20 protein-coding genes are annotated in these 19790 nt (G+C 70.9%); 3 read left to right on the top strand and 17 right to left on the bottom strand.

The window, feature by feature from the left end:
- The first annotated feature begins 16 nt into the window (after positions 1-16).
- Positions 17-1261 (top strand): MFS transporter, encoded by a 1245-nt coding sequence (locus F1C12_RS01045; RefSeq protein ID WP_185277038.1) that lies wholly within the window; start codon positions 17-19, stop codon positions 1259-1261.
- A 6-nt stretch (positions 1262-1267) separates the two neighbouring features.
- On the opposite strand, the gene F1C12_RS01040 is transcribed toward F1C12_RS01045, so the two are convergent.
- The 6 genes from F1C12_RS01040 to F1C12_RS01015 form a co-directional block, all read right to left on the bottom strand.
- Complete coding sequence (locus tag F1C12_RS01040) at positions 1268-2182, bottom strand: SseB family protein (protein ID WP_185277037.1); 915 nt, start codon at positions 2180-2182, stop codon at positions 1268-1270.
- Complete coding sequence (gene priA, locus F1C12_RS01035) at positions 2166-2912, bottom strand: bifunctional 1-(5-phosphoribosyl)-5-((5-phosphoribosylamino)methylideneamino)imidazole-4-carboxamide isomerase/phosphoribosylanthranilate isomerase PriA (protein ID WP_185277036.1); 747 nt, start codon at positions 2910-2912, stop codon at positions 2166-2168. Before priA ends, F1C12_RS01040 begins: the two co-directional genes overlap by 17 nt.
- Before the next feature lie 52 nt (positions 2913-2964).
- Positions 2965-3597, bottom strand: a complete 633-nt coding sequence (gene hisH, locus F1C12_RS01030) for an imidazole glycerol phosphate synthase subunit HisH (protein WP_185277035.1) — start codon at positions 3595-3597, stop codon at positions 2965-2967.
- On the bottom strand, positions 3594-4196 hold the full coding sequence (gene hisB, locus F1C12_RS01025; RefSeq protein WP_185277034.1) for an imidazoleglycerol-phosphate dehydratase HisB: 603 nt from the start codon (positions 4194-4196) through the stop codon (positions 3594-3596). The genes hisH and hisB overlap by 4 nt, the downstream gene beginning before the upstream one ends.
- Positions 4193-5317: a histidinol-phosphate transaminase gene (locus tag F1C12_RS01020; RefSeq protein ID WP_185277033.1), complete on the bottom strand. Its 1125-nt coding sequence runs from the start codon at positions 5315-5317 to the stop codon at positions 4193-4195. The genes hisB and F1C12_RS01020 overlap by 4 nt, the downstream gene beginning before the upstream one ends.
- A 307-nt stretch (positions 5318-5624) precedes the next feature.
- Positions 5625-6005, bottom strand: coding sequence for a LysM peptidoglycan-binding domain-containing protein (locus F1C12_RS01015; protein ID WP_185277032.1), 381 nt, complete (start codon positions 6003-6005; stop codon positions 5625-5627).
- Positions 6006-6239: 234 nt separating this feature from the next.
- On the opposite strand from F1C12_RS01015, the gene lexA reads away from it, so the two are divergent.
- The gene (gene lexA / locus F1C12_RS01010) at positions 6240-6911 is read left to right on the top strand and encodes a transcriptional repressor LexA (RefSeq protein WP_185277031.1); all 672 of its coding nucleotides are present in this window, start codon (positions 6240-6242) and stop codon (positions 6909-6911) included.
- Between the two features lie 67 nt (positions 6912-6978).
- On the opposite strand, the gene F1C12_RS01005 is transcribed toward lexA, so the two are convergent.
- From F1C12_RS01005 to hflX, 4 genes are all read right to left on the bottom strand, one after another.
- The gene (locus tag F1C12_RS01005; protein WP_185277030.1) at positions 6979-7329 is read right to left on the bottom strand and encodes a metallopeptidase family protein; all 351 of its coding nucleotides are present in this window, start codon (positions 7327-7329) and stop codon (positions 6979-6981) included.
- An 89-nt stretch (positions 7330-7418) separates the two neighbouring features.
- Positions 7419-9770: a 5-methyltetrahydropteroyltriglutamate--homocysteine S-methyltransferase gene (metE, locus tag F1C12_RS01000; protein ID WP_185277029.1), complete on the bottom strand. Its 2352-nt coding sequence runs from the start codon at positions 9768-9770 to the stop codon at positions 7419-7421.
- Positions 9767-10747, bottom strand: a complete 981-nt coding sequence (locus F1C12_RS00995; protein WP_185277028.1) for a methylenetetrahydrofolate reductase — start codon at positions 10745-10747, stop codon at positions 9767-9769. The genes metE and F1C12_RS00995 overlap by 4 nt, the downstream gene beginning before the upstream one ends.
- A gap of 227 nt (positions 10748-10974) precedes the next feature.
- The gene (gene hflX, locus F1C12_RS00990) at positions 10975-12510 is read right to left on the bottom strand and encodes a GTPase HflX (protein ID WP_185277027.1); all 1536 of its coding nucleotides are present in this window, start codon (positions 12508-12510) and stop codon (positions 10975-10977) included.
- Between the two features lie 89 nt (positions 12511-12599).
- Here hflX and F1C12_RS00985 point away from each other — a divergent pair, with 89 nt between their 5' ends.
- Positions 12600-13217, top strand: coding sequence for a class I SAM-dependent methyltransferase (locus F1C12_RS00985; protein ID WP_185277026.1), 618 nt, complete (start codon positions 12600-12602; stop codon positions 13215-13217).
- A gap of 16 nt (positions 13218-13233) precedes the next feature.
- Here F1C12_RS00985 and dapF read toward each other — a convergent pair whose 3' ends face one another.
- The 7 genes from dapF to F1C12_RS00950 all read right to left on the bottom strand — a co-directional run bounded on the left by dapF (position 13234) and on the right by F1C12_RS00950 (position 19733).
- Entirely contained in the window at positions 13234-14112 is an 879-nt protein-coding gene (gene dapF, locus F1C12_RS00980) for a diaminopimelate epimerase (protein WP_185277025.1), read from the bottom strand.
- Between the two features lie 24 nt (positions 14113-14136).
- Entirely contained in the window at positions 14137-15069 is a 933-nt protein-coding gene (gene miaA, locus F1C12_RS00975) for a tRNA (adenosine(37)-N6)-dimethylallyltransferase MiaA (protein WP_374939568.1), read from the bottom strand.
- 59 nt (positions 15070-15128) lie between these two features.
- On the bottom strand, positions 15129-16763 hold the full coding sequence (gene miaB / locus F1C12_RS00970) for a tRNA (N6-isopentenyl adenosine(37)-C2)-methylthiotransferase MiaB (RefSeq protein WP_374939546.1): 1635 nt from the start codon (positions 16761-16763) through the stop codon (positions 15129-15131).
- A 64-nt stretch (positions 16764-16827) separates the two neighbouring features.
- Positions 16828-17364: a regulatory protein RecX gene (locus F1C12_RS00965; protein ID WP_258046066.1), complete on the bottom strand. Its 537-nt coding sequence runs from the start codon at positions 17362-17364 to the stop codon at positions 16828-16830.
- A gap of 371 nt (positions 17365-17735) precedes the next feature.
- On the bottom strand, positions 17736-18815 hold the full coding sequence (gene recA, locus F1C12_RS00960) for a recombinase RecA (protein WP_185277023.1): 1080 nt from the start codon (positions 18813-18815) through the stop codon (positions 17736-17738).
- Between the two features lie 316 nt (positions 18816-19131).
- On the bottom strand, positions 19132-19356 hold the full coding sequence (locus F1C12_RS00955; RefSeq protein ID WP_185277022.1) for a DUF3046 domain-containing protein: 225 nt from the start codon (positions 19354-19356) through the stop codon (positions 19132-19134).
- Between the two features lie 65 nt (positions 19357-19421).
- Positions 19422-19733: a helix-turn-helix domain-containing protein gene (locus F1C12_RS00950; RefSeq protein WP_055915450.1), complete on the bottom strand. Its 312-nt coding sequence runs from the start codon at positions 19731-19733 to the stop codon at positions 19422-19424.
- Positions 19734-19790 lie beyond the last annotated feature (57 nt).

The raw sequence follows: 19790 nt of genomic DNA, 5'->3' as shown, positions 1-19790 counted from the left end.
GGCGGATCATGTCAGCATGTCGATGAAAGCCCCCGCCTCCCACCCGACCTCGCCGGCGCGCCAGGACGCGCGCCCGTGGCGCCTCCGCCACGGCTCCGGCTTCTGGATCGTGGCCGCGGCGTTCCTCGCCGTCATGGCCTTCTCGACCGTCCCGACGCCGCTGTACGCGCTGTACCAGCAGCGCGACGGCTTCCCGACCTGGGTCGTCACGGTCATCTTCGCGGCCTATGCGGTCGGGGTGATCGCGAGCCTGTTCCTGATCGGCCACCTGAGCGACTGGGCGGGCCGGCGCCGGATGGTGCTCGTCGCGATCGCGCTGGAGATCGTGGCGGCGGCGCTGTTCCTGGTCTGGAACGACGTGAGCGGACTGATCGTCGCGCGCTTCATCTCCGGCGTGGGTGTCGGCGCGCTCACGGCGAGCGCGACGGCGCACCTCGGCGAGCTGCGGTCGGTCGCCCGGCCGGCCGAGGGCCCGCGCCTCGCGAGCACGGTCTCCACGGTGGTCAACACGGGAGGCCTGGCGCTCGGCCCGCTGATCGGCGGGGTGTTCGCGCAGTTCCTCCCCGCGCCGCTGCTGCTGCCGTACGCGGTGTTCCTGGTGATCCTCGCGCTGGCGGCACTGGCGGTCACCCTTGTCCCGGAGACCGTGGAACGCGCCGAGGAGCGCCCCGCGTACCGGCCGCAGCGCATCTCGGTGCCCGCGGCCTCCCGCGGCGCGTTCTCGGCCGCGGCCGTCGCCGCGTTCGCCGGCTTCGCGGTCTTCGGCCTGTTCACCTCGCTCGCGCCGAGCGTGCTCGCCGGGACCTTCCACGTCGCGTCGCACCTCGTGGCCGGCGCGGTGCCGTTCTCGGTGTTCGCCGCGTCCGCGCTGTCGCAGATCGTGTTCGCGCCGCTGCGGTCGCGCACAGCGCTGATCGTCGCGGTGGTGCTGGTCGCGATCGGCCTGGCCGGACTGGCCGTCGGAGTGCTGGGCGACTCGCTGCCGGTGTTCCTGATCGCGGGCGTGCTGGCCGGCGCGGGAGTCGGCCTGTCCTTCCGCGCGTCCATCCTCGTCGCCGGGTCGCTCGCCGAGCCCGAGCGCCGCGGCGAGGTGCTGGCCGCGATCTTCCTGGTCGCCTACATCGGGCTGGCGCTGCCGGTGCTGCTGGTGGGCGTGGCGCTCATCCTGTGGCCGCTCGTCCCGGTGCTGGTGGGGTTCGTGGCGATCGTCGGGGTGCTGTCGGTGGTGGCGGGCGTGCGGATGCTGCCGACGGCGAAGTGAGGGGGCTCAGGCTCCTGCGACCAGCTGCACCCGCAGCGAGTCCACCCGCGTGGCGATGGCATCGTCCGCGGCCCAGCGCTGCGCGAGCCTGGACAGGATCGCGTTCAGCTCCTCGGCCGTGAGGCCGGCGGCGAGCGTGAGCCGCACCACCAGTTCGTCGCCCGCGAGCCGGTAGCCCGGGTCGCCGGCCTCCAGCCTCACGTCGAGGACCCCGAGCTCGGAGCCGATCGACGCACGGAACGCCGCGACCACGACCGGGTCCCGGTCGCTCGGCAGCCAGGGCTGCCCCTGCGCGAGCGCCCAGACGGCCGGCCGCCGCAGCACGAACTCCGTCTCCGAGGTCGGGTCGAGCACCAGCAGTTCGGTCTCCTCCGACGCGGCGGCGAGCGCGGCGCGCGGTCCCGCAGCCGGGACCGGACGGGCCGCCGGGTTCCACGCCTGCATCGCCGTCACCGACGAGAACACCGGGAGGACGCGTCGCCCGTCCGGGGCCGCGACGGTCACGATGGAGAGTTCCTGCGTCTTGTCGACCGCGAGCCCGGCGTCGCTCGTGCCCTCCTCCCCCAGCTCGGCGACGAGCGGGATGAGCACGCGCACCGCGCGCACGGCGTCCACCACGGCCTCAGCGCCGACCTCGCCGGCGCGGAACGCGGCGAGCGCACCCAGCAGCTCCGGGGGCGCGGACCCGTCGTCGTCGCCGAACGGGTTGTCGTCGAACTCGCGACCCTCCCACGGCTGGCCAGCGGAGTCGCCGGAGGACGCAGCGGAGTCGCCGGAGGACGCCGTGAACGCGGCGAGCGTCGCCGCGAACCCGGCCAGCCGGCCGGCGCCGGTGGAGGTGGGACCGCTCGACGGCGCGCCCGGTCCGGCGTCCTCGGGGTCGCCCTCCAGCCCGTCCCCTGGCTCAGTCGCCGGCGACATCCAGCGCCTCGGGCAGCGTGAAGGCTCCGGAGTAGAGCGCCTTGCCGACGATCGCGCCCTCTAGTCCGAGCGGCACCAGCTCGCGCAGCGCGGCGATGTCGTCGAGGCTGGAGATGCCGCCGGAGGCGACCACCGGGCGTTCGGTGCGCTCCATCACCTCGCGCAGCAGGTCGAGGTTCGGGCCCTTGAGGGTGCCGTCCTTGGTCACGTCGGTGACGACGTAGCGGGCGCAGCCGGCCTCCTCGAGTCGCGCCAGCACCTCCCACAGATCGCCGCCCTCGCGCGTCCAGCCGCGGGCCGCCAGCGTCGTCCCGCGCACGTCCAGGCCGACCGCGATCGCCTCGCCGTAGCGGCCGATCACGTTCGCCGCCCACTCCGGGTTCTCCAGCGCCGCCGTGCCGAGGTTGACGCGGGTCGCGCCGATCTCCAGGGCGTGCTCCAGCGACGCGTCGTCGCGGATGCCGCCGGAGAGCTCGATGTTGACGCCCTTGGTCTGGCGGATGACCTTCCGCAGCAGGTCGCGGTTGTCGCCGCGGCCGAACGCGGCGTCCAGGTCGACCAGGTGGATCCACTCGGCGCCGGCGTCCACCCATTCGGCGGCGGCGTCGACCGGGTCGCCGTAGCTGGTCTCGCTGCCGGCCTCGCCCTGCGTCAGCCGCACCGCTTTGCCGTCGGCGACGTCGACGGCGGGCAGCAGGACGAGCTTGGGCGTGTTCGTGAATTCGCTCATGTGTTTCCTCTGTCGGGGTGGTTCGGGTCCGCGTGGCGGACGGGGATGGCCGCTAGAGCGAGCCGATCCAGTTGCGCAGCAGCTTCAGGCCCGCCTCGCCGGACTTCTCGGGGTGGAACTGGGTCGCGCTGAGCGGCCCGTTCTCGACGGCGGCGATGAAGCGCGAGCCGTGCTCGGCCCAGGTCACGCGCGGCGCCGCGAACGGCCCGGTGGCCTCCAGGGTCCACTCCTGCGCTGCGTAGGAGTGCACGAAGTAGAAGCGCTCGTCGTGGATGCCGTCGAACAGCACGGAGTCCGCCGGCGCGTCGACCCGGTTCCAGCCCATGTGCGGGACCACCTCGGCGCGGAGCAGGTCGACCGTGCCCGGCCACTCGCCGAGCCCTTCGGTCTCCACCCCGTGCTCGACGCCGCGCTCGAACAGCACCTGCATGCCGACGCAGATGCCGAGCACCGGGCGTCCGCCCGCGAGCCGGCGGTCGATCACCTCGTCGCCGTGCGAGCGGCGCAGCGCCTCGGTGACCGCGGCGAACGCGCCGACCCCGGGGACGAGGAGGCCGTCGGCCTCCTGCGCGCGCCGGCGGTTGCCGGTGAGCTCCACGTTCGCCCCCGCGGCCTCCAACGCCTTGACGGCGGAGTGGACGTTTCCGGTCCCGTAGTCGAAGACGACGACGTCGGGTGCGCTCACAGTGCGCCCTTGGTCGAGGGGATGCCGGACACCAGCGGGTCGAGCGCCTTCGCCTGGCGGAAGGCGCGCGCGAACGCCTTGAACTCGGCCTCCGCGATGTGGTGCGGGTCGCGCCCGCCGACCACCGTGACGTGCACGGTCAGCCCGGCGTTGAACGCGATCGCCTCGAAGACGTGGCGCACCATCGACCCGGTGAAGTGCCCGCCGATCAGGTGGAACTCGAACCCGGCCGGCTCGCCGCCGTGCACGAGGTAGGGTCGCCCGGAGATGTCGACCACGGCCTGCACGAGCGCCTCGTCCAGCGGGACAAGGGCGTCGCCGTAGCGGGAGATGCCGGACTTGTCGCCGAGCGCCTCGCGGATGGCCTGGCCGAGCACGATGGCGACGTCCTCCACGGTGTGGTGCACGTCGATGTCGGTGTCCCCGGTCGCCCGCACCGTCAGGTCGGTGAGCGAGTGCTTGGCGAACGCGGTCAGCAGGTGGTCGTAGAACGGCACCGACGTGTGGATGTCGGACTTCCCGGTGCCGTCGAGGTCGAGGCTGAGCTCGATGCTCGACTCACTGGTCGCACGCTGGAGCTGGGCGGTCCGATTCGTCATGACTGCGAGCTTACCGACTGCGCGCCGGCCTCCACGGCTCCGGTCGGGCGGCCGAGCGCCCGCAGGGCCTCCAGGAACGCGGTCGTCTCGGTCTCGGTGCCGGCGGTGACCCGGAGGTGGTTCGGGATGCCGACGTCGCGGATGAGGACACCGCGTTCCAGCAGGGCCTCGAACACCGCGTGCGGGTCGTCGACGCCGCCGAAGAGCACGAAGTTGCTGCCGCTGCGGTGCGGTCGGTAGCCGAGCTCGGCAAGCTCGATGACGAGGCGGTCGCGCTGCGCCCGGATCTCGCCGACCATCGCGAGCATCTCGTCGGAGTGGGCGAGAGCGCCGAGCGCCGCGGCCTGGGTGATCGCGGACAGGTGGTACGGCAGGCGCACCAGCCGGAGCGCGTCAACGACGGCCGGATCGGCCGCGAGGTAGCCGACGCGCGCGCCCGCGAACGCGAACGCCTTGCTCATGGTCCGAGAGATGAGCAGCCGCTCCCGCCCGGGGATCAGCGTGAGCGCCGACGGCTCGCCGTCCGGCATGAACTCGGCATAAGCCTCGTCCACGATCACGATGCCGCGCGCCGCGGAGTACACGGCTTCGATCGTCTCGAGCGTCAGCGGCGTTCCGGTCGGGTTGTTCGGCGAGCAGAGGATGACGATGTCCGGATCGTGCTCGCGCACGGCCGCCGCCGCGGTCTCGGGCGACAGCTCGAACTCGGCGTCGCGTCCGGCCGCGATCCAGCTCGTCCCGGTCCCGGAGGCGAGCAGCGGATACATGGAGTACGTGGGAGCGAACCCGAGCAGGCTCCGCCCCGGCCCGCCGAAGGCCTGGAGGATGTGCTGAAGCACCTCGTTGGACCCGTTGGCCGCCCACAGCTGCTCGGCGGCGAGTCCGTGCCCGAGGTACCGCGCGAACGCCTCCCGCAGCTCGGTGAACTCCCGGTCCGGGTAGCGGTTCACCCCGGTGACGGCGACGGCGACCCGCGCGACGATGTCGGCGGCGACGTCCTCCGGAACCGGATGCGTGTTCTCGTTCACGTTCAACGCGACGGGCACGACCTTCTGCGGCGCCCCGTACGGGGTGCGACCGCGCAGGTCGTCACGGATCGGAAGATCGGAGAGGGAGGTCACCCCTCAATGGTAGTCAGCAGCGCTGAGCCCTCCCGCCGTGTGACGCCTCAAGACACACACCCCCCGCCTCGACGCCCCTCGGTCGCCGCCGCCCCAGAAGACCTAGAGAAGGAGACACGACCCCAAATCTTCTGCCGAACCCCCTTCTGCAGGAAATTGCCCGACCTGTCACACCAAATCTCCTTCACCTGAGGTGTCGCGGCCGCGGCGGACGGAGCAACAGGAAATGCTTCGCCGTGTCGCCCCAAAGCTCCTTTTTCGGCGGCCGTAGGTGAGCGAGCTGAGCTGGCGGCGGATCAACCGCCCCCTACTTGTCGTACTGCGCCGGAATCGCCAGCTGCTGCCCCGGCGTCACCACCGCCGACGACAGCCCGTTCAGGCTGACCAGATCGGCGATGACATCCCGCGGGTCCGCATTCGGAGCCAGCCGAGAGGCCACCGACCACAGCGAGTCCCCCGACTGCACGGTCACGTAGTGGAAGGTCGCGTGCGTCTGCTCCCCCGAAGCCGCCGCACCCCCACCGTTGAGCGCGAACACGAACGCCCCGATCACGATCGGCAGAGCCGCGAGCAGCGTCAGGACCACTCGTCCCCGCCGCGTCAGCCGCAGCCGAACGCGCGAAGACATCCCCGCGTCGCCCATCTCAACGTTCGTCATCCCGACGTTGTGAACCACTGCTGTGCTCATCGTGACCTCCAAAGGGCTTCGGTCGAAGCTCTGTTCCGAATATATCTTCGAATGTTCGAGACCGCAATCCTCGGGCCGGCAGAAAATCCCCGATGTTTTTCGAGACACACTCGAACACATGTTTGTCGGGCAGCCGTACTGTGGATACAGTTTCGATTGTCTGGACGCAAGACAACCAGGCACCACCGACATTCGGTTCCTCCGGGTGTCGGCGACGGTCACGAAGGGACGAGCGTGTCGAACGAGAACCAGGCTCCGCGCACGCGGCGCCGCAAGAACCTCAGCGAGAAGCAGCTCGCCATCCTCGACGTGATCCAGAAGTCCGTGAGCCAGCGCGGCTACCCGCCGAGCATGCGCGAGATCGGCGACGCCGTCGGCCTCTCCAGCCTCTCTTCCGTCACCCACCAGCTCAACCAGCTGGAGCTGAGCGGCTACCTGCGCCGCGACCCGAACCGGCCGCGCGCGCTGGAGATCCTCATCGACCTCCCGTCGGCGCCCACCCCCGACTTCGAGAACCAGACCCCGGTCGGCGACGCCGCCATGGTCCCGCTGGTGGGTCGCATCGCCGCCGGCGTGCCGATCACCGCCGAGCAGCAGGTGGAGGAGGTCTTCCCACTCCCGCGCCAGCTCGTCGGCAACGGCGAGCTCTTCATGCTCAAGGTGATCGGCGAGTCGATGATCGACGCCGCCATCTGCGACGGCGACTGGGTGGTCGTCCGCGCGCAGAACACGGCGGAGAACGGCGACATCGTCGCGGCCATGCTGGACGAGGAGGCCACCGTCAAGGTGTTCCGCCAGCGCGACGGCCACACCTGGCTGCTGCCGCGCAACTCGAACTTCGAGCCGATCCTGGGCGACTACTCCACCATCCTCGGCAAGGTCGTAGCCGTCCTCCGCGCCGTCTGACCCGAGACGTGACTAGTTGCGGGATTCGCCACCGCGATTTCCGCGATTAGTCACGTCTCGATTTGGGTTAGGCCCAGCCGAGTTCCTGGAGGCGGGCGTCGTCCAGGCCGAAGTAGTGGCCGATCTCGTGCACGAGGGTCACGCGCACTCGGGCGCGCAGCTCGTCCACGGTCGCGCACGACGCCTCGAGGTTGTTGCGGAACAGCGTGATGCGATCCGGGAGCTCCCCGAAGCCGTAGACCCCGCGTCGCGTCAGCGGATGCCCGGTGTAGAGCCCGTAGAGCCGAGGGCGCGCGCCGGTGGGCTGGTCGGCGACGAGGATGGCCACGTTCTCCAGCGGCCGCACCATGTCGTCCGGCAGCGCGTCGAACACCTCGTCGACCAGAGCGTCGAACTCCTCGTCCGAGATGCGCACCATGCGCTCATCATCCCCGAACCGGCGGAGGCCGCGCTCCCCCGTCCGCGCAGAGCGGAACGGGACAGCACGGCCTCGGCCGGCGGAGCGGTTCAGGCCGTGACGCCCGCCCGCTCCCGCACGTCGCGCGTCGCCGCGATGATGTTGCGCAGCGACGCCACCGTCTCGTCGTAGCCGCGGGTCTTCAGCCCGCAGTCCGGGTTCACCCAGAGCTGACGACCGGGAATCGCGCCGAGCGCCGTCTCCAGCAGCTCGGTCACCTCGGCGACCGACGGCACGCGCGGCGAGTGGATGTCGTAGACGCCAGGGCCGATGCCGTGCTCGAACCCGGAGCGCTGGATGTCGTGGACGACCTCCATCCGGCTGCGCGCGGCTTCGATGCTGGTCACGTCGGCGTCGAGGTTGCGGATCGCGTCGATGACCACGCCGAACTCCGAGTAGCAGAGGTGCGTGTGGATCTGCGTCTTGTCCGCCACCCCGGAGGTCGCGAGCCGGAACGAGCCCACCGACCACTCCAGGTAGCCGGCCTGATCGGCGCGCTTCAGCGGCAGCAGCTCGCGCAGCGCCGGCTCGTCCACCTGCACGACGCGGATGCCCGCCGCCTCCAGGTCCGCGATCTCGTCGCGCAGCGCCAGCGCCACCTGCCGCGCCGTCTCGCCGAGCGGCTGGTCGTCGCGCACGAACGACCAGGCGAGGATCGTGACCGGCCCGGTCAGCATCCCCTTGACCGGCTTCTCGGTCAGCGTCTGGGTGTAGGTCGACCAGTCGACCGTGATCGGCTTCGGCCGCGACACGTCGCCCCAGAGGATCGAGGGGCGCGTGCAGCGCGACCCGTACGACTGCACCCAGCCGTTCTGCGTCACCGCGAAGCCGTCCAGGTTCTCGGCGAAGTACTGCACCATGTCGTTGCGCTCGGGCTCGCCGTGCACGATCACGTCGAGGCCGATCTCCTCCTGGAGGTCGACGACGCGCTTGATCTCCGCCTGCATCCGGCCCAGGTACTCGGCCTCGTCGATGACGCCCTTGGCGAGCTGGGCGCGCGAGCGGCGGATGTCCGCGGTCTGCGGGAACGATCCGATCGTGGTGGTCGGCAGGAACGGCAGGTGCAGTGCCTCGTCCTGCGCCGCCTGCCGCGCGCCGTACTCGCCGCGGCGGAAGTCGGCCCGGGTGAGCCCGGCCTCGCGCGCTCGCACGGCCTCCACGCGCACGCCGGGGGCGGCTGCACGGTCGGCGAGCGCCGCGGTCGCGCCGGTCAGCTCGTCCTGGATGGCCTCGTGGCCGTCCACGATGCCGCGCGCCAGCACGGCGACCTGGCCGACCTTCTGGTCGGCGAACGCGAGCCACGTCTTCAAGCGCGCGTCGAGGTCCGGCTCGTCGTCCACGTCGTGCGGGACGTGCTGAAGCGAGGTGGAGGTCGACACCGCGACGTCGGGGCTCAGCGACAGCAGCTCCGTCAGCTTCCCGAACGCGGCCTCCAGATCGCCGCGCCAGATGTTGTGGCCGTCGATCACGCCGCCGACGAGGGTCTTGCCCGCCAGCCCGGCGGTCGTGGCGGCGTCGAGTCCGGCCGGGACGCCGCCCTTCACCAGGTCGAGGGAAATCGCCTCCACGGGCGAGACGGCGAGCACCGGGAGGGCGTCGTCCAGGCTGCCGTAGGGCGCCGCGACGAAGATCGCAGGCCGTTCGGCGGCTCCCCCCAGCGCGGCGTACGCGGCGCGCGCGGCCTCCAGCACCTCCGTGCGCGGCTCTTCGACGCTCTCGGAGACGAGCGCGGGCTCGTCCAGCTGCACCCACGGCGCGCCCGCGGCGGCGAGACGCGCCAGCAGCTCACGGTAGACCGGCAGCAGGTCGCCGAGCCGCGACAGCGGGCGGAAGCCCTCCGGCGCGTCGTCGCTCGCCTTGCTCAGCAGCAGGAACGTCACCGGGCCGACGATCGCCGGGCGCGTGACGAAGCCGGCTGCGCGGGCCTCCTCGAACTCCCGGACGATGCGGTCGGATGCCAGCCGGAAGGCGGTCTCCGGACCGATCTCCGGCACGAGGTAGTGGTAGTTGGAGTCGAACCACTTGGTCATCTCCAGCGGCGCCTTCTCGCCCTCGCCGCGGGCGATCGTGAAGTAGCCGGCCAGGTCGACCGAGCCGTCGTCGGCGGCCAGCCCGGCGAACCGCGACGGGATGGCGCCGACGGTCACGGCCGCGTCGAGCACCTGGTCGTAGAAGCTGAAGCTCTCCGGGATCGCGGCGTCGTCGCGGCCGAGCCCGAGCGCGGCGAGGCGCTCCCGGGTGGCGGCGCGCAGCTCGGCGGCCGTGGCCTCCAGCTCGTCGGCGGTGGTCTGCCCCGCCCAGAACGCCTCGACGGCCTTCTTGAGCTCGCGGCGCCGGCCGATGCGCGGGTAGCCGATGATGGTGCCCACCGGGAAGGCGGAACGTGTGGTGGTGTCGGTCATGCGGGATCGCCTGCTTTCTGCGAGGTGGCTGCGGTGGTCGTTGCGGTGGTCGCGTTGGTCGGATCCAGCAACCCCACCCTCTCGAGCACCGAGAGGACGGCCGTGTGCTGGTTGAACGTGTAGAGGTGGATGCCGGGGGCGCCGCCGTCGAGCAGCCGCTGCGCCAGGCGCGCTGTCCACTCGATGCCGAGCTCGCGCCTGCCCTCGTCGTCGGGTTCGACCTCCAGCTGGATCGCGAGGTCGCTCGGGAGGTCCTCGCCGCTGAGCTCCAGCATCCGCGCGAGCCGCGCGGGCGAGGTGACCGGCATGATCCCCGGGAGGATCGGGAACGTCACCCCGGCCTCCCTGGCCTTCTGCGCGAACGAAAGGTAGTCCTCGGCGTGGAAGAACAGCTGGGTGATCCCGAGGTTGGCGCCCGCCGCCTGCTTCGCGAGCAGGGCGTCGATGTCCTGCGAGACGGACCGCGACGGGTGGCCGTGCGGGAAGGCGGCGACGGCGATCTGCACGTGCTCGCGGTGGGAGAGCACGGCCTGCGCGTGGAGCCCGGGCACCGGGAGCGCGTCGTACGGGACGCGCTCGGCCTGCACCCGGTGGATGAGCTGCACGAGTTCGGAGGAGCTCTTGATGTCGCCGAGTCCGTCGTCCCCGGGGGCGAGGCCCGCCGGCGGATCGCCGCGCACCGCGAGGAAGCGCCGGATGCCGGCGTCCAGGAACTCGCGGATCAGCCGGTTCGCCTCGGTGTGCGTCGACCCGACGCAGGTGAGGTGCGCCATGGGGCTCACGTCGGTGTGCTCCAGGATGTAGCGCAGCACCTCCAGCGACGACGAGCGCGACGACCCGTTCGCCCCGTAGGTCACCGAGATGAAGTCGGGACCGGCGGCGGCGAGCCGGTCGATCGTCGCGGGCAGCGCGGCGGCGGCTCGTTCGTTGCGCGGCGGGTACAGCTCGAATGAGAACCGCGCGTCGGTACAGTCCATGGTCCCTCGGTGTCGATCAGCGTCACGGGCGCCCTCGCTCCTCGGCGGTGGAGGCCGTCGGAAGGGAGGGGGCGGGCGGGTGCCGGGCTCGGCTGTCGCACCACGTCAGCGGTCGCCCGCTTCGGTTGTGCAGACACAGTAACAACCACGGAGGCCGGGCGGAACCCGCTGCGTCATCTAGTGACACAGTGATTCCGCCCGGCCTCCTGTTCCGGTGCGCGCCTCCGCTAGACGGCGAAGGGCTCGAACACGGACTGGTACTCCGGCATGATCCTCGCCCGCACGCGCGTGCCGTCCTCCACGTACTCGGTGGAGAGCACCCGGCCGCGCTCGTGCAGCGCCGAGACGAGGTCGCCGCGGTCGTACGGGACGACCAGCTCGACTTCGACGGACGGGTCGGGCAGCAGCCGCGCGATCGCCGCGAGCACCTCGTCCACGCCCTCACCGGTGCGGGCCGACGCGAAGATCGCGCCGGGCTCCAGGCCGCGCAGGACGAGCCGGTCGTCGGCCGGGATGAGGTCGGCCTTGTTGAACACCACGATCTCCGGGATGTCCCTGGCGCCGACCTCGCCGATCACGTCGCGGACTGTCGCCAGCTGCGACGCCGGGTCGGGGTGCGACCCGTCGACCACGTGCAGGATGACGTCGGAGTCGGCGACCTCCTCCAGCGTCGAGCGGAACGCCTCCACCAGCTGGTGCGGCAGGTTGCGCACGAAGCCGACCGTGTCGGCCAGCGTGTACAGCCGGCCGTCGGCGGTCACCGAGCGGCGCACGGTCGCGTCCAGCGTCGCGAACAGGGCGTTCTCGACGAGCACGCCCGCCTTGGTCACCCGGTTCAGGAGGCTGGACTTGCCCGCGTTCGTGTACCCGGCGATCGCCACGGAGGGCACCGAGTTGCGGTTGCGGTTCGCCCGCTTCGCCTCGCGCGCCGGCTTGAACCCGGCGATCTGCTTGCGCAGCTTCGCCATCCGCGAGTGGATGCGGCGCCGGTCGAGCTCGATCTTCGTCTCACCGGGTCCGCGCGAGCCCATGCCGGCGCCCGCGCCGCCCACCTGGCCACCGGCCTGGCGGGACATCGACTCGCCCCAGCCGCGCAGGCGCGGAAGCAGGTACTCGAGTTGAGCGAGCTCGACCTGCGCCTTGCCTTCGCGGCTCTTGGCGTGCTGGCTGAAGATGTCGAGGATGACGGCCGTGCGGTCGATCACCTTCACCTTCACCACGTCCTCCAGCGCGCGCCGCTGGCTGGGCGCGAGCTCGGTGTCGGCGATGACGGTGTCCGCGCCGAGCGCGCGCACGATCCCGGCCAGCTCCTCCGCCTTGCCGCGGCCGAGGTACGTGCTGGGGTCGGGATGCGGCCGCCGCTGCAGGAGGCCGTCGAGCACCGCGGCGCCCGCGGTCTCGGCGAGGGCGGCGAGCTCGCGCAACGAGTTCTCCGCGTCCTGCAGCGAGCCCTGCGAGTAGACGCCGATGAGCACGACGTTCTCCAGCCGCAGCTGCCGGTACTCGACCTCTGTGACGTCCTCGAGCTCGGTGGAGAGCCCGGAGACGCGGCGGAGCGCGGCGCGCTCCTCGCGGTCGAACTGCTCGCCGTCGTGGCCGCCGCCGTCGGTGTCGCTGTGCTGGAGCGCCTGGGCTCCTGAGCCGAAGAGCGTCACCGTCGCGCGGTTCTGCTGGGTGGCGAGCACGCGCGCGACGACGTCGTCGACGGTGTGGTCGGTGGTCACTTCTGCGGTCTGTTCTTCGAAATCTGTTCGTTCGGTCATTCACTGTCCCCTGATCCAGGTGGGGTACACCCTAGTCTGTCTGTTCTGCCGTGTTTGTCTGTTGGTCCGCGTCCTGTACGGTCCTCTATATGGCCAGCGGAGATCACTACTTCTCACCCGCTCCCGAGAGCGAATTGAACCTGCGGCCGTTCACCGCACGCCTGGCGGGCCAGACGTACGAACTGGTGACGGCGAACGGGATCTTCAGCCCCGAGCGCATCGACATGGGTACGCGAGTGCTCCTCGACCATGTCCCCTCCGCGCCGCCCGGCGGTCAGTTCCTCGACCTCGGCTGCGGCTGGGGGCCTCTGGCTCTCACACTTGCTCTCGAATCCCCTCATGCGACCGTCTGGGCGGTCGACGTCAACACCCGAGCACTGGACGTGGTGCGCCGGAATGCGCAGAAGCTCGGTCTGACAAATGTTAACCCCGTGACGCCGGATGATGTTCCCGAGTCGCTGGAATTCACCACGATCTGGTCCAATCCGCCCATCCGGGTCGGCAAGAACGAGCTCCACGACATCCTGCAGCGCTGGCTGCCGCGCCTGGAGCCGGGCTCGGACGCGTGGCTGGTCGTGCAGCGGAACCTCGGCAGCGACTCGCTGCAGCGCTGGATCCAGGCGACGATGCCGGAGCTGACCACGACGCGGGCGGCGATCAGCAAGGGGTATCGCGTGCTGCGGGCGCGCAAGCCCGCCGAGGCGTGACCCGGCGATACGCGGCTCAGGCGAGTTCGAGCGTCCCGGTGTAGACCAGCTCGGCCGGGCCGGAGAGCGCGACGTGCTCGCCGTCCTCGGTCGGGAACATCCGCACGCCCACGGTGCCGCCCGGCACCTCCACCCGCCACTGGTCGGGAGCGCCTTCGCCTGCCCAGTGCCGCACGGCCAATGCCGCCGCCGCAGCGCCCGTGCCGCAAGAGAGCGTCTCGCCGCTCCCCCGCTCGTGCACGCGCATCCGGATGCGTCCGATGCCGTCACGCACCAGCGGCTCCTGCGGGACGACGAACTCGACGTTCGCCCCGTCCTCGGGCTCCGGCTCGATGTGCGGGATGTAGGTGAGGTCGGCGGCCTCCAGCTCGGACTCGTCGGCGACCGCGACCACCACGTGCGGGTTGCCCATATCGATGCCGAGACCGGGACGTGCGACCGGCAGCTCCTTGGCGCGCACCAGCGGCTCACCGCCGTCGAGGCCCCACCGGCCGAGGTCGACCTGGAACCCGGTGAGGTTGCGCTGCACGTCGCGGACGCCCGAGCGGGTGCCGATCGGGAGGGTGTCGCCGTCCGCGAGTTGCGCGAGCCCGGACGCCAGCAGGTAGCGCACGTACACGCGGATGCCGTTGCCGCACATCTCCGCGACGGAGCCGTCTGCGTTGTAGTAGTCCATGAACCACTCGGCGCCGTCGTCCTCCGCGAGCGCTTCGGCGCCCTCCGGCAGGTGGGTGGAGCGGACGGCGCGGATCACGCCGTCGGCGCCGATCCCGAAGTGCCGGTCGCAGATCGCGGCAATCTGCTGCGGGGTCAGCGGCTGGCGCCCGTCCGGGTCGGAATAGAGCACGAAGTCGTTGCCGGTCCCCTGACCCTTGGTGAAGTGGAGCGTCGCCATCGCACCAGCCTAGCTGGCGGCGGCTCAGCGAGTGCGGAGCACCCCCATCGCCGTCGCCGCCAGGTCCGGGTCGTCGTAGTCGAGCCAGTGGATGCCGTCGTAACGCTTGAACCAGCTCACCTGCCGGCGCGCGTAGCGCCGGGTGAGCTGCTGCGTGGCGGCGATCGCCTCCGCGCGGGTCAGCTCGCCCTCCACCTCCGCGAGCGCCTGCGCGTAGCCGATCGCGCGGCGGGCGGTCACCCCGTCCTCCAGCCCGAGCGGGATCAGCCGCCGCACCTCGTCGGCGAGCCCGTCGCGCCACATCCGCTCCACCCGCGCGTCCAGGCGCTGGACCAACTCCTCGCGCGGCGCCGCGAGCCCGAGGACGGTCGTCGGCCGCCAGTACTGCGGCTCGTCCGGAAGCGCGCCGCTCACCGGGGACCCGGTCAGCTCGGCCACCTCCAGCGCGCGCACGATCCGCCGGCCGTTGGACGACCCGATCCGCTTCGCGGCCTCCGGGTCGACCGCGACGAGCCGCCGGAACAGCATCCCCGGCCCCTGCGCGGCAAGCTCGGCCTCCAGCCGCGCCCGCAGCTCGGGATCGGTGCCGGGGAACCGGAAGTCGAAGATCACGCTCGACACGTACAGCCCCGACCCGCCCACGAGGATGGGCGTCGCCCCCCGCGCCAGGATCTCCCCGACGACGCGCCGCGCCTCCGGCTGGTAGCGCGCGACGGTGGCCTCCTCGGTCACGTCGAGGACGTCGAACAGGTGATGCGGCACACCCCGCCACTCGGCCGGAGGGAGCTTCGCCGTGCCGATGTCCATCCCCCGGTAGAACTGCATCGCGTCGGCGTTGACGACTTCGGCGGCGCGGCCCTGCGCGCGGAGGGCCTCGGCCAGGGCGAGGGAGAGCTCGGTCTTGCCGGTGCCGGTGGCGCCGACGATGGCGATGATCCCGTCCTCCGGCTTGGCGATGTCAGGCTCGGCGCCTGGCGTGACAGCCGAGGCCGCGTCGCCCGGGTCGGCGTCGGCGCTCAGCGCTGGCCGTCCGACGGGTCGTAGATCGGCATGGTGCCGACGCCCGGGGAGGTCAGCGGGGCGCGCGGGCGGAGCGTCGGCAGGCCGAGCGAGACCGGGCCTGCCGCCTGGGCGGCATCGCCGTGGGACGGCACCGCGCACGACTCGGCCTCCGCGCGGTCCCATGCGTCGCCCGCGCGGGTGCGGCGGATGGCGAGGGGCGCGCCGTCGGCGCTGTCCGCGATCAGGTAGTGCGGGGCCGCCTGCGTGATCCGCACCGTCACGACGTCGCCGGGGCGCGGGACGTCCGAGCCCGCGGGAAGCTCGAAGTGGACCAGGCGGCTGTCGCGGGCGCGGCCGGTCAGGCGGTGCGTGTCGGCGTCCTTGCGGCCTTCGCCGTTGGCGACTAGCAGCTCCACCTCGCGGCCGATCAGGCGCTCGTTCTCCTCCAGGGAGATGCGCTCCTGCAGGGCGATCAGGCGGTCGTAACGGTCCTGGACGACCTCCTTCGGCACCTGGTCGGCCATGCCGGCCGCGGGCGTGCCGGGGCGGATCGAGTACTGGAACGTGAACGCCGACGCGAACCGGGCCTGCTCGACCACGCGCATCGTGTCGAGGAAATCCTCTTCGGTCTCGCCGGGGAAGCCGACGATGATGTCAGTGCTGATCGCCGCGTCCGGGAGCTTCGCGCGCACGCGGTCGAGGATGCCGAGGAACTTCTCCGACCGGTACGAGCGTCGCATCGACTTGAGGATGCGGTCGGAACCCGACTGGAGCGGCATGTGCAGCTGCGGCATGACGTTCGGCGTCTCCGCCATCGCGTCGATCACGTCGTCCGTGAACGCGGCCGGGTGCGGGCTCGTGAAGCGGATGCGCTCCAGGCCCTCGATCTGACCCGCGGCGCGCAACAGCTTGCTGAACGCCTGGCGGTCCCCGAACTCGACGCCGTACGAGTTGACATTCTGGCCGAGGAGGGTGACCTCGATCGCGCCGTCCTCGACCAGCGTGCCGATCTCGGCGAGGATGTCGCCGGGGCGGCGGTCCTTCTCCTTGCCGCGCAGCGACGGGACGATGCAGAACGTGCAGGTGTTGTTGCAGCCGACCGAGATGGAGACCCAGCCCGAGTAGGACGAGTCGCGCTTGGTCGGCAGCGTGGAGGGGAAGGTCTCGAGCGACTCCAGGATCTCGATCTCGGCGGCGTCGTTGTGCCGCGCCCGTTCGAGGAGGCCAGGGAGCGAGCCCATGTTGTGGGTGCCGAAGACGACGTCGACCCACGGCGCCTTCTCGAGGATGACGTTCTTGTCCTTCTGAGCGAGACAGCCGCCGACGGCGATCTGCATCCCGGCGTGCCTGCGCTTGACGCCGGCGAGGTGGCCGAGGTTGCCGTAGAGCTTGTTGTCGGCGTTCTCGCGGACCGCGCAGGTGTTGATCACGACGATGTCCGCCTCGGCGCCGTCCGCCGGAACATAGCCGGCCGCCTCCAGCGAGCCGCTGAGCCGCTCGGAGTCGTGGACGTTCATCTGGCAGCCGAACGTCCGCACCTCGTACGTGCGCGGACGGCCGTCCTCCGCGAGGGCGGCCGGCGACGGCTCGAAGACGCGGGAGCGCTCGACGCTGATCGGATCTGCGGTGCTCGACTCGATGGTGCTCATGATGCGTACGATTCTACGTTCGACCGGGACCGGAATCGAACGGCCGCCCGACCCCCGTTCGCGCCTACTGGAACCGCACTCCGCCGCGCCGCCCGCGGGTCGCGAACGCCGCGTCCATCGCCTGCCGGACGACGGAGGAGTCGTAGCCCTTGCGCGCGAGGAACCCGTGCAGCCGCCGCCGGGCCGTCTCGTCGTCGTAGGACGACAACTGCCCGATCCGCTTGATGGCCAGCTCGGTCGCCCGCTCCAACTCGTCCTCGTCCGCGATGTCGGCCAGCGCCTCCTCGATCAGCTCGGGAGCGATGTGCCGCCGCTTGAGGTCGAGCTCGATCGCCGAGCGTCCGAGGCCCTTGCGGCTGTGCTGGGTGAACGCCAGCGTGGCTGCCAATGAGGCGTCATCGATCACACCCATGGCCTCGAGCCGATCCAGCTCCGGCCCGAACACCTCCGGAGCGATCTCGCGCTTGGTGAGCAACTGCTCCAGCTCCCACCGCGACATCCCCCGCCGCGCGAGCTGCCGGATCGTGACCCCCGACGCCTTCCGCGCCAGCCGCTCGGTCTCCTCGTCCTCGGCGTCAGACGCGTCGGCTCTGTCGGACACGTCAGCTCTGTCGGACGCATTGACTCTGCCGGACACATCGCGAGCATCGGAACGCCGCGCAGGCTCAGCAGCCCACGTGTTGTTCCACCGCTCCGACGCCTCCGCACCGGCGGGAGCCGCGACCTCCTGAGCCCCCGGAAGCTCAGCCACCGGCCGAACCATCCCCGGCTCAACCGTCCGCTCCCGCTTCGCCGCGACCCCACGACGCAACGGCGTCACCGGAGCCACATGCTCGGCCCCCGCACCCCCGGCACCGCCGGAATCCGAAGCCTCAGAAGGAAACCTCACAACCACGAAATCCCCTCCTCATTCTTCTCCCGCTGATATCGGTGCCGTCGCTTCCGCGACTCGACTCACGTCGAGCCCGCCGATCACGCCCCCTTACGAGCCTGCAGCTTCTTTTCCAGCGAGTCCACGTTGTCCGCCTCCGCAGGCGCCGCGGCCGCGTTCGGGTCCGCGATGACACCGAGCTTGATGAGGATCTTGTGCTCGATCTCGGCGGCGATGTCGGCGTTCGCGATGAGGAAGTTGCGCGAGTTCTCCTTGCCCTGGCCGAGCTGGTCGCCCTCGTAGGTGTACCAGGCACCCGACTTCTTGACGATGCCGTGCTCCACACCGAAGTCGAGCAGGCTGCCCTCGCGGGAGATGCCGACGCCGTAGAGGATGTCGAACTCCGCCTGCTTGAAGGGCGGCGCCATCTTGTTCTTGACGACCTTGACGCGGGTGCGGTTGCCGACCGCGTCGGTGCCGTCCTTCAGGGTCTCGATGCGACGGATGTCGAGGCGGACCGAGGCGTAGAACTTGAGCGCCTTACCGCCGGCGGTCGTCTCCGGGCTGCCGAAGAACACGCCGACCTTCTCACGCAGCTGGTTGATGAAGATCATCGTGGTGTTGGTGGAGCTCAGCGCACCGGTCAGCTTGCGGAGCGCCTGCGACATGAGACGGGCCTGGAGGCCGACGTGCGCGTCGCCCATCTCGCCCTCGATCTCGGCCCGCGGCACGAGCGCGGCGACGGAGTCGATGACGATGAGGTCGATGGAGCCGGAGCGGACCAGCATGTCTGCGATCTCGAGCGCCTGCTCACCGGTGTCGGGCTGCGACACGAGGAGGGCGTCGATGTCGACGCCGAGCTTGCGGGCGTACTCCGGGTCGAGCGCGTGCTCGGCGTCGATGAAGGCCGCGATGCCGCCGGCCCGCTGGGCGTTGGCGATGGCATGCAGCGTCAGCGTGGTCTTACCGGAGGACTCCGGACCGTAGATCTCGACGATGCGGCCGCGGGGCAGACCCCCGATGCCGAGGGCGACGTCGAGGGCGATCGACCCGGTGGGGACGACCTCGACGGGGGCGCGCTCGTCGCTGCCCAGTCGCATGACCGAGCCCTTGCCGAACTGACGGTCGATCTGGGCGAGCGCGGTCTCGAGCGCCTTCTCGCGGTCTGCGGGTGATGGCATTGCGGTTCTCCTTCGTGGGCTTCGCTGACGAGTTCGACTGTATGGCCGACCGCCGACACTCCAGGCGTCGACCGATGGATTCGTGGACAACTCGTTTTCGATTGCCGCCTGTGCAGGAGTTTACCCAGTTCCGAACATATCTTCGAGCGATCCCACGCGGCGTGTCGCCCGCGCATTCGTCACGAATGTCGCCTTTGGGCGCGGCTTTCGCGACATTCGGCACGAATGTCCCGAACGGGTCGTGACGCGATTCGTCACGAATGTCGCCTTTGGGCGCGGCTTTCGGGACATTCGTGACGAATGTGCGGTCGGCGGATCAGCGCTTGGGCGCCGGCTTGCCCGCGCCGTACCAGTGCGACTGCGGCACACCCGTCTCGCGGCAGAGCGCGAGCCACACCTCGCGCGCGGGGATGCCGGCGTTCAGCGCGTCCTGCGCCGTCCGCCCGCCGAGTTCACCGAGGACGAGATCGGTCAGCAGCGCCTGCCCGTAGCCCGAGCCGAACTCGTCTACGACCGCACGCTGGAACTCGCTCAACTTCATGGGTTCACCTTAAACGAGCGACGCCCCGCATGCTGCGGGGCGCCCTCGGGAATGTCGTGGATGGTTCAGCGGGCGACGAGGTTCGCGTCCAGAGCGGAGACGAAGTCGTCGGGGATGGTGTCGGGGATGACCGGCTCGAGGCCTTCGAGCACCGCGATGCGGTCGCCGACCTCGCGCATGATGACGGAGACCGGGGTCTCCAGCGCGTCGGCCACCGAGGCGAGGATCTCGCTCGAGGCCTCCTTCTGACCGCGCTCGACCTCGCTGAGGTAGCCGAGGGCGACACTCGCCTTGCTCGCGACCTGGCGCAGGGTGCGGCCCTTCTGCAGGCGGAAGTCCCTGAGCACGTCGCCGATTTCCTGACGTACAAGAATCATTTCGGAGCCTCCTTCTTCTACCCTGCCGACGTATCGAATGGATGCCAACTGTACCGC

This window comes from Leifsonia shinshuensis (genome assembly GCF_014217625.1).
In the GTDB taxonomy this organism is placed as follows: Bacteria; Actinomycetota; Actinomycetes; order Actinomycetales; family Microbacteriaceae; genus Leifsonia; species Leifsonia shinshuensis_A.
Note: the sequence above shows the minus strand (reverse complement) of the source record. Positions and strands in the feature narration are given on the sequence as shown.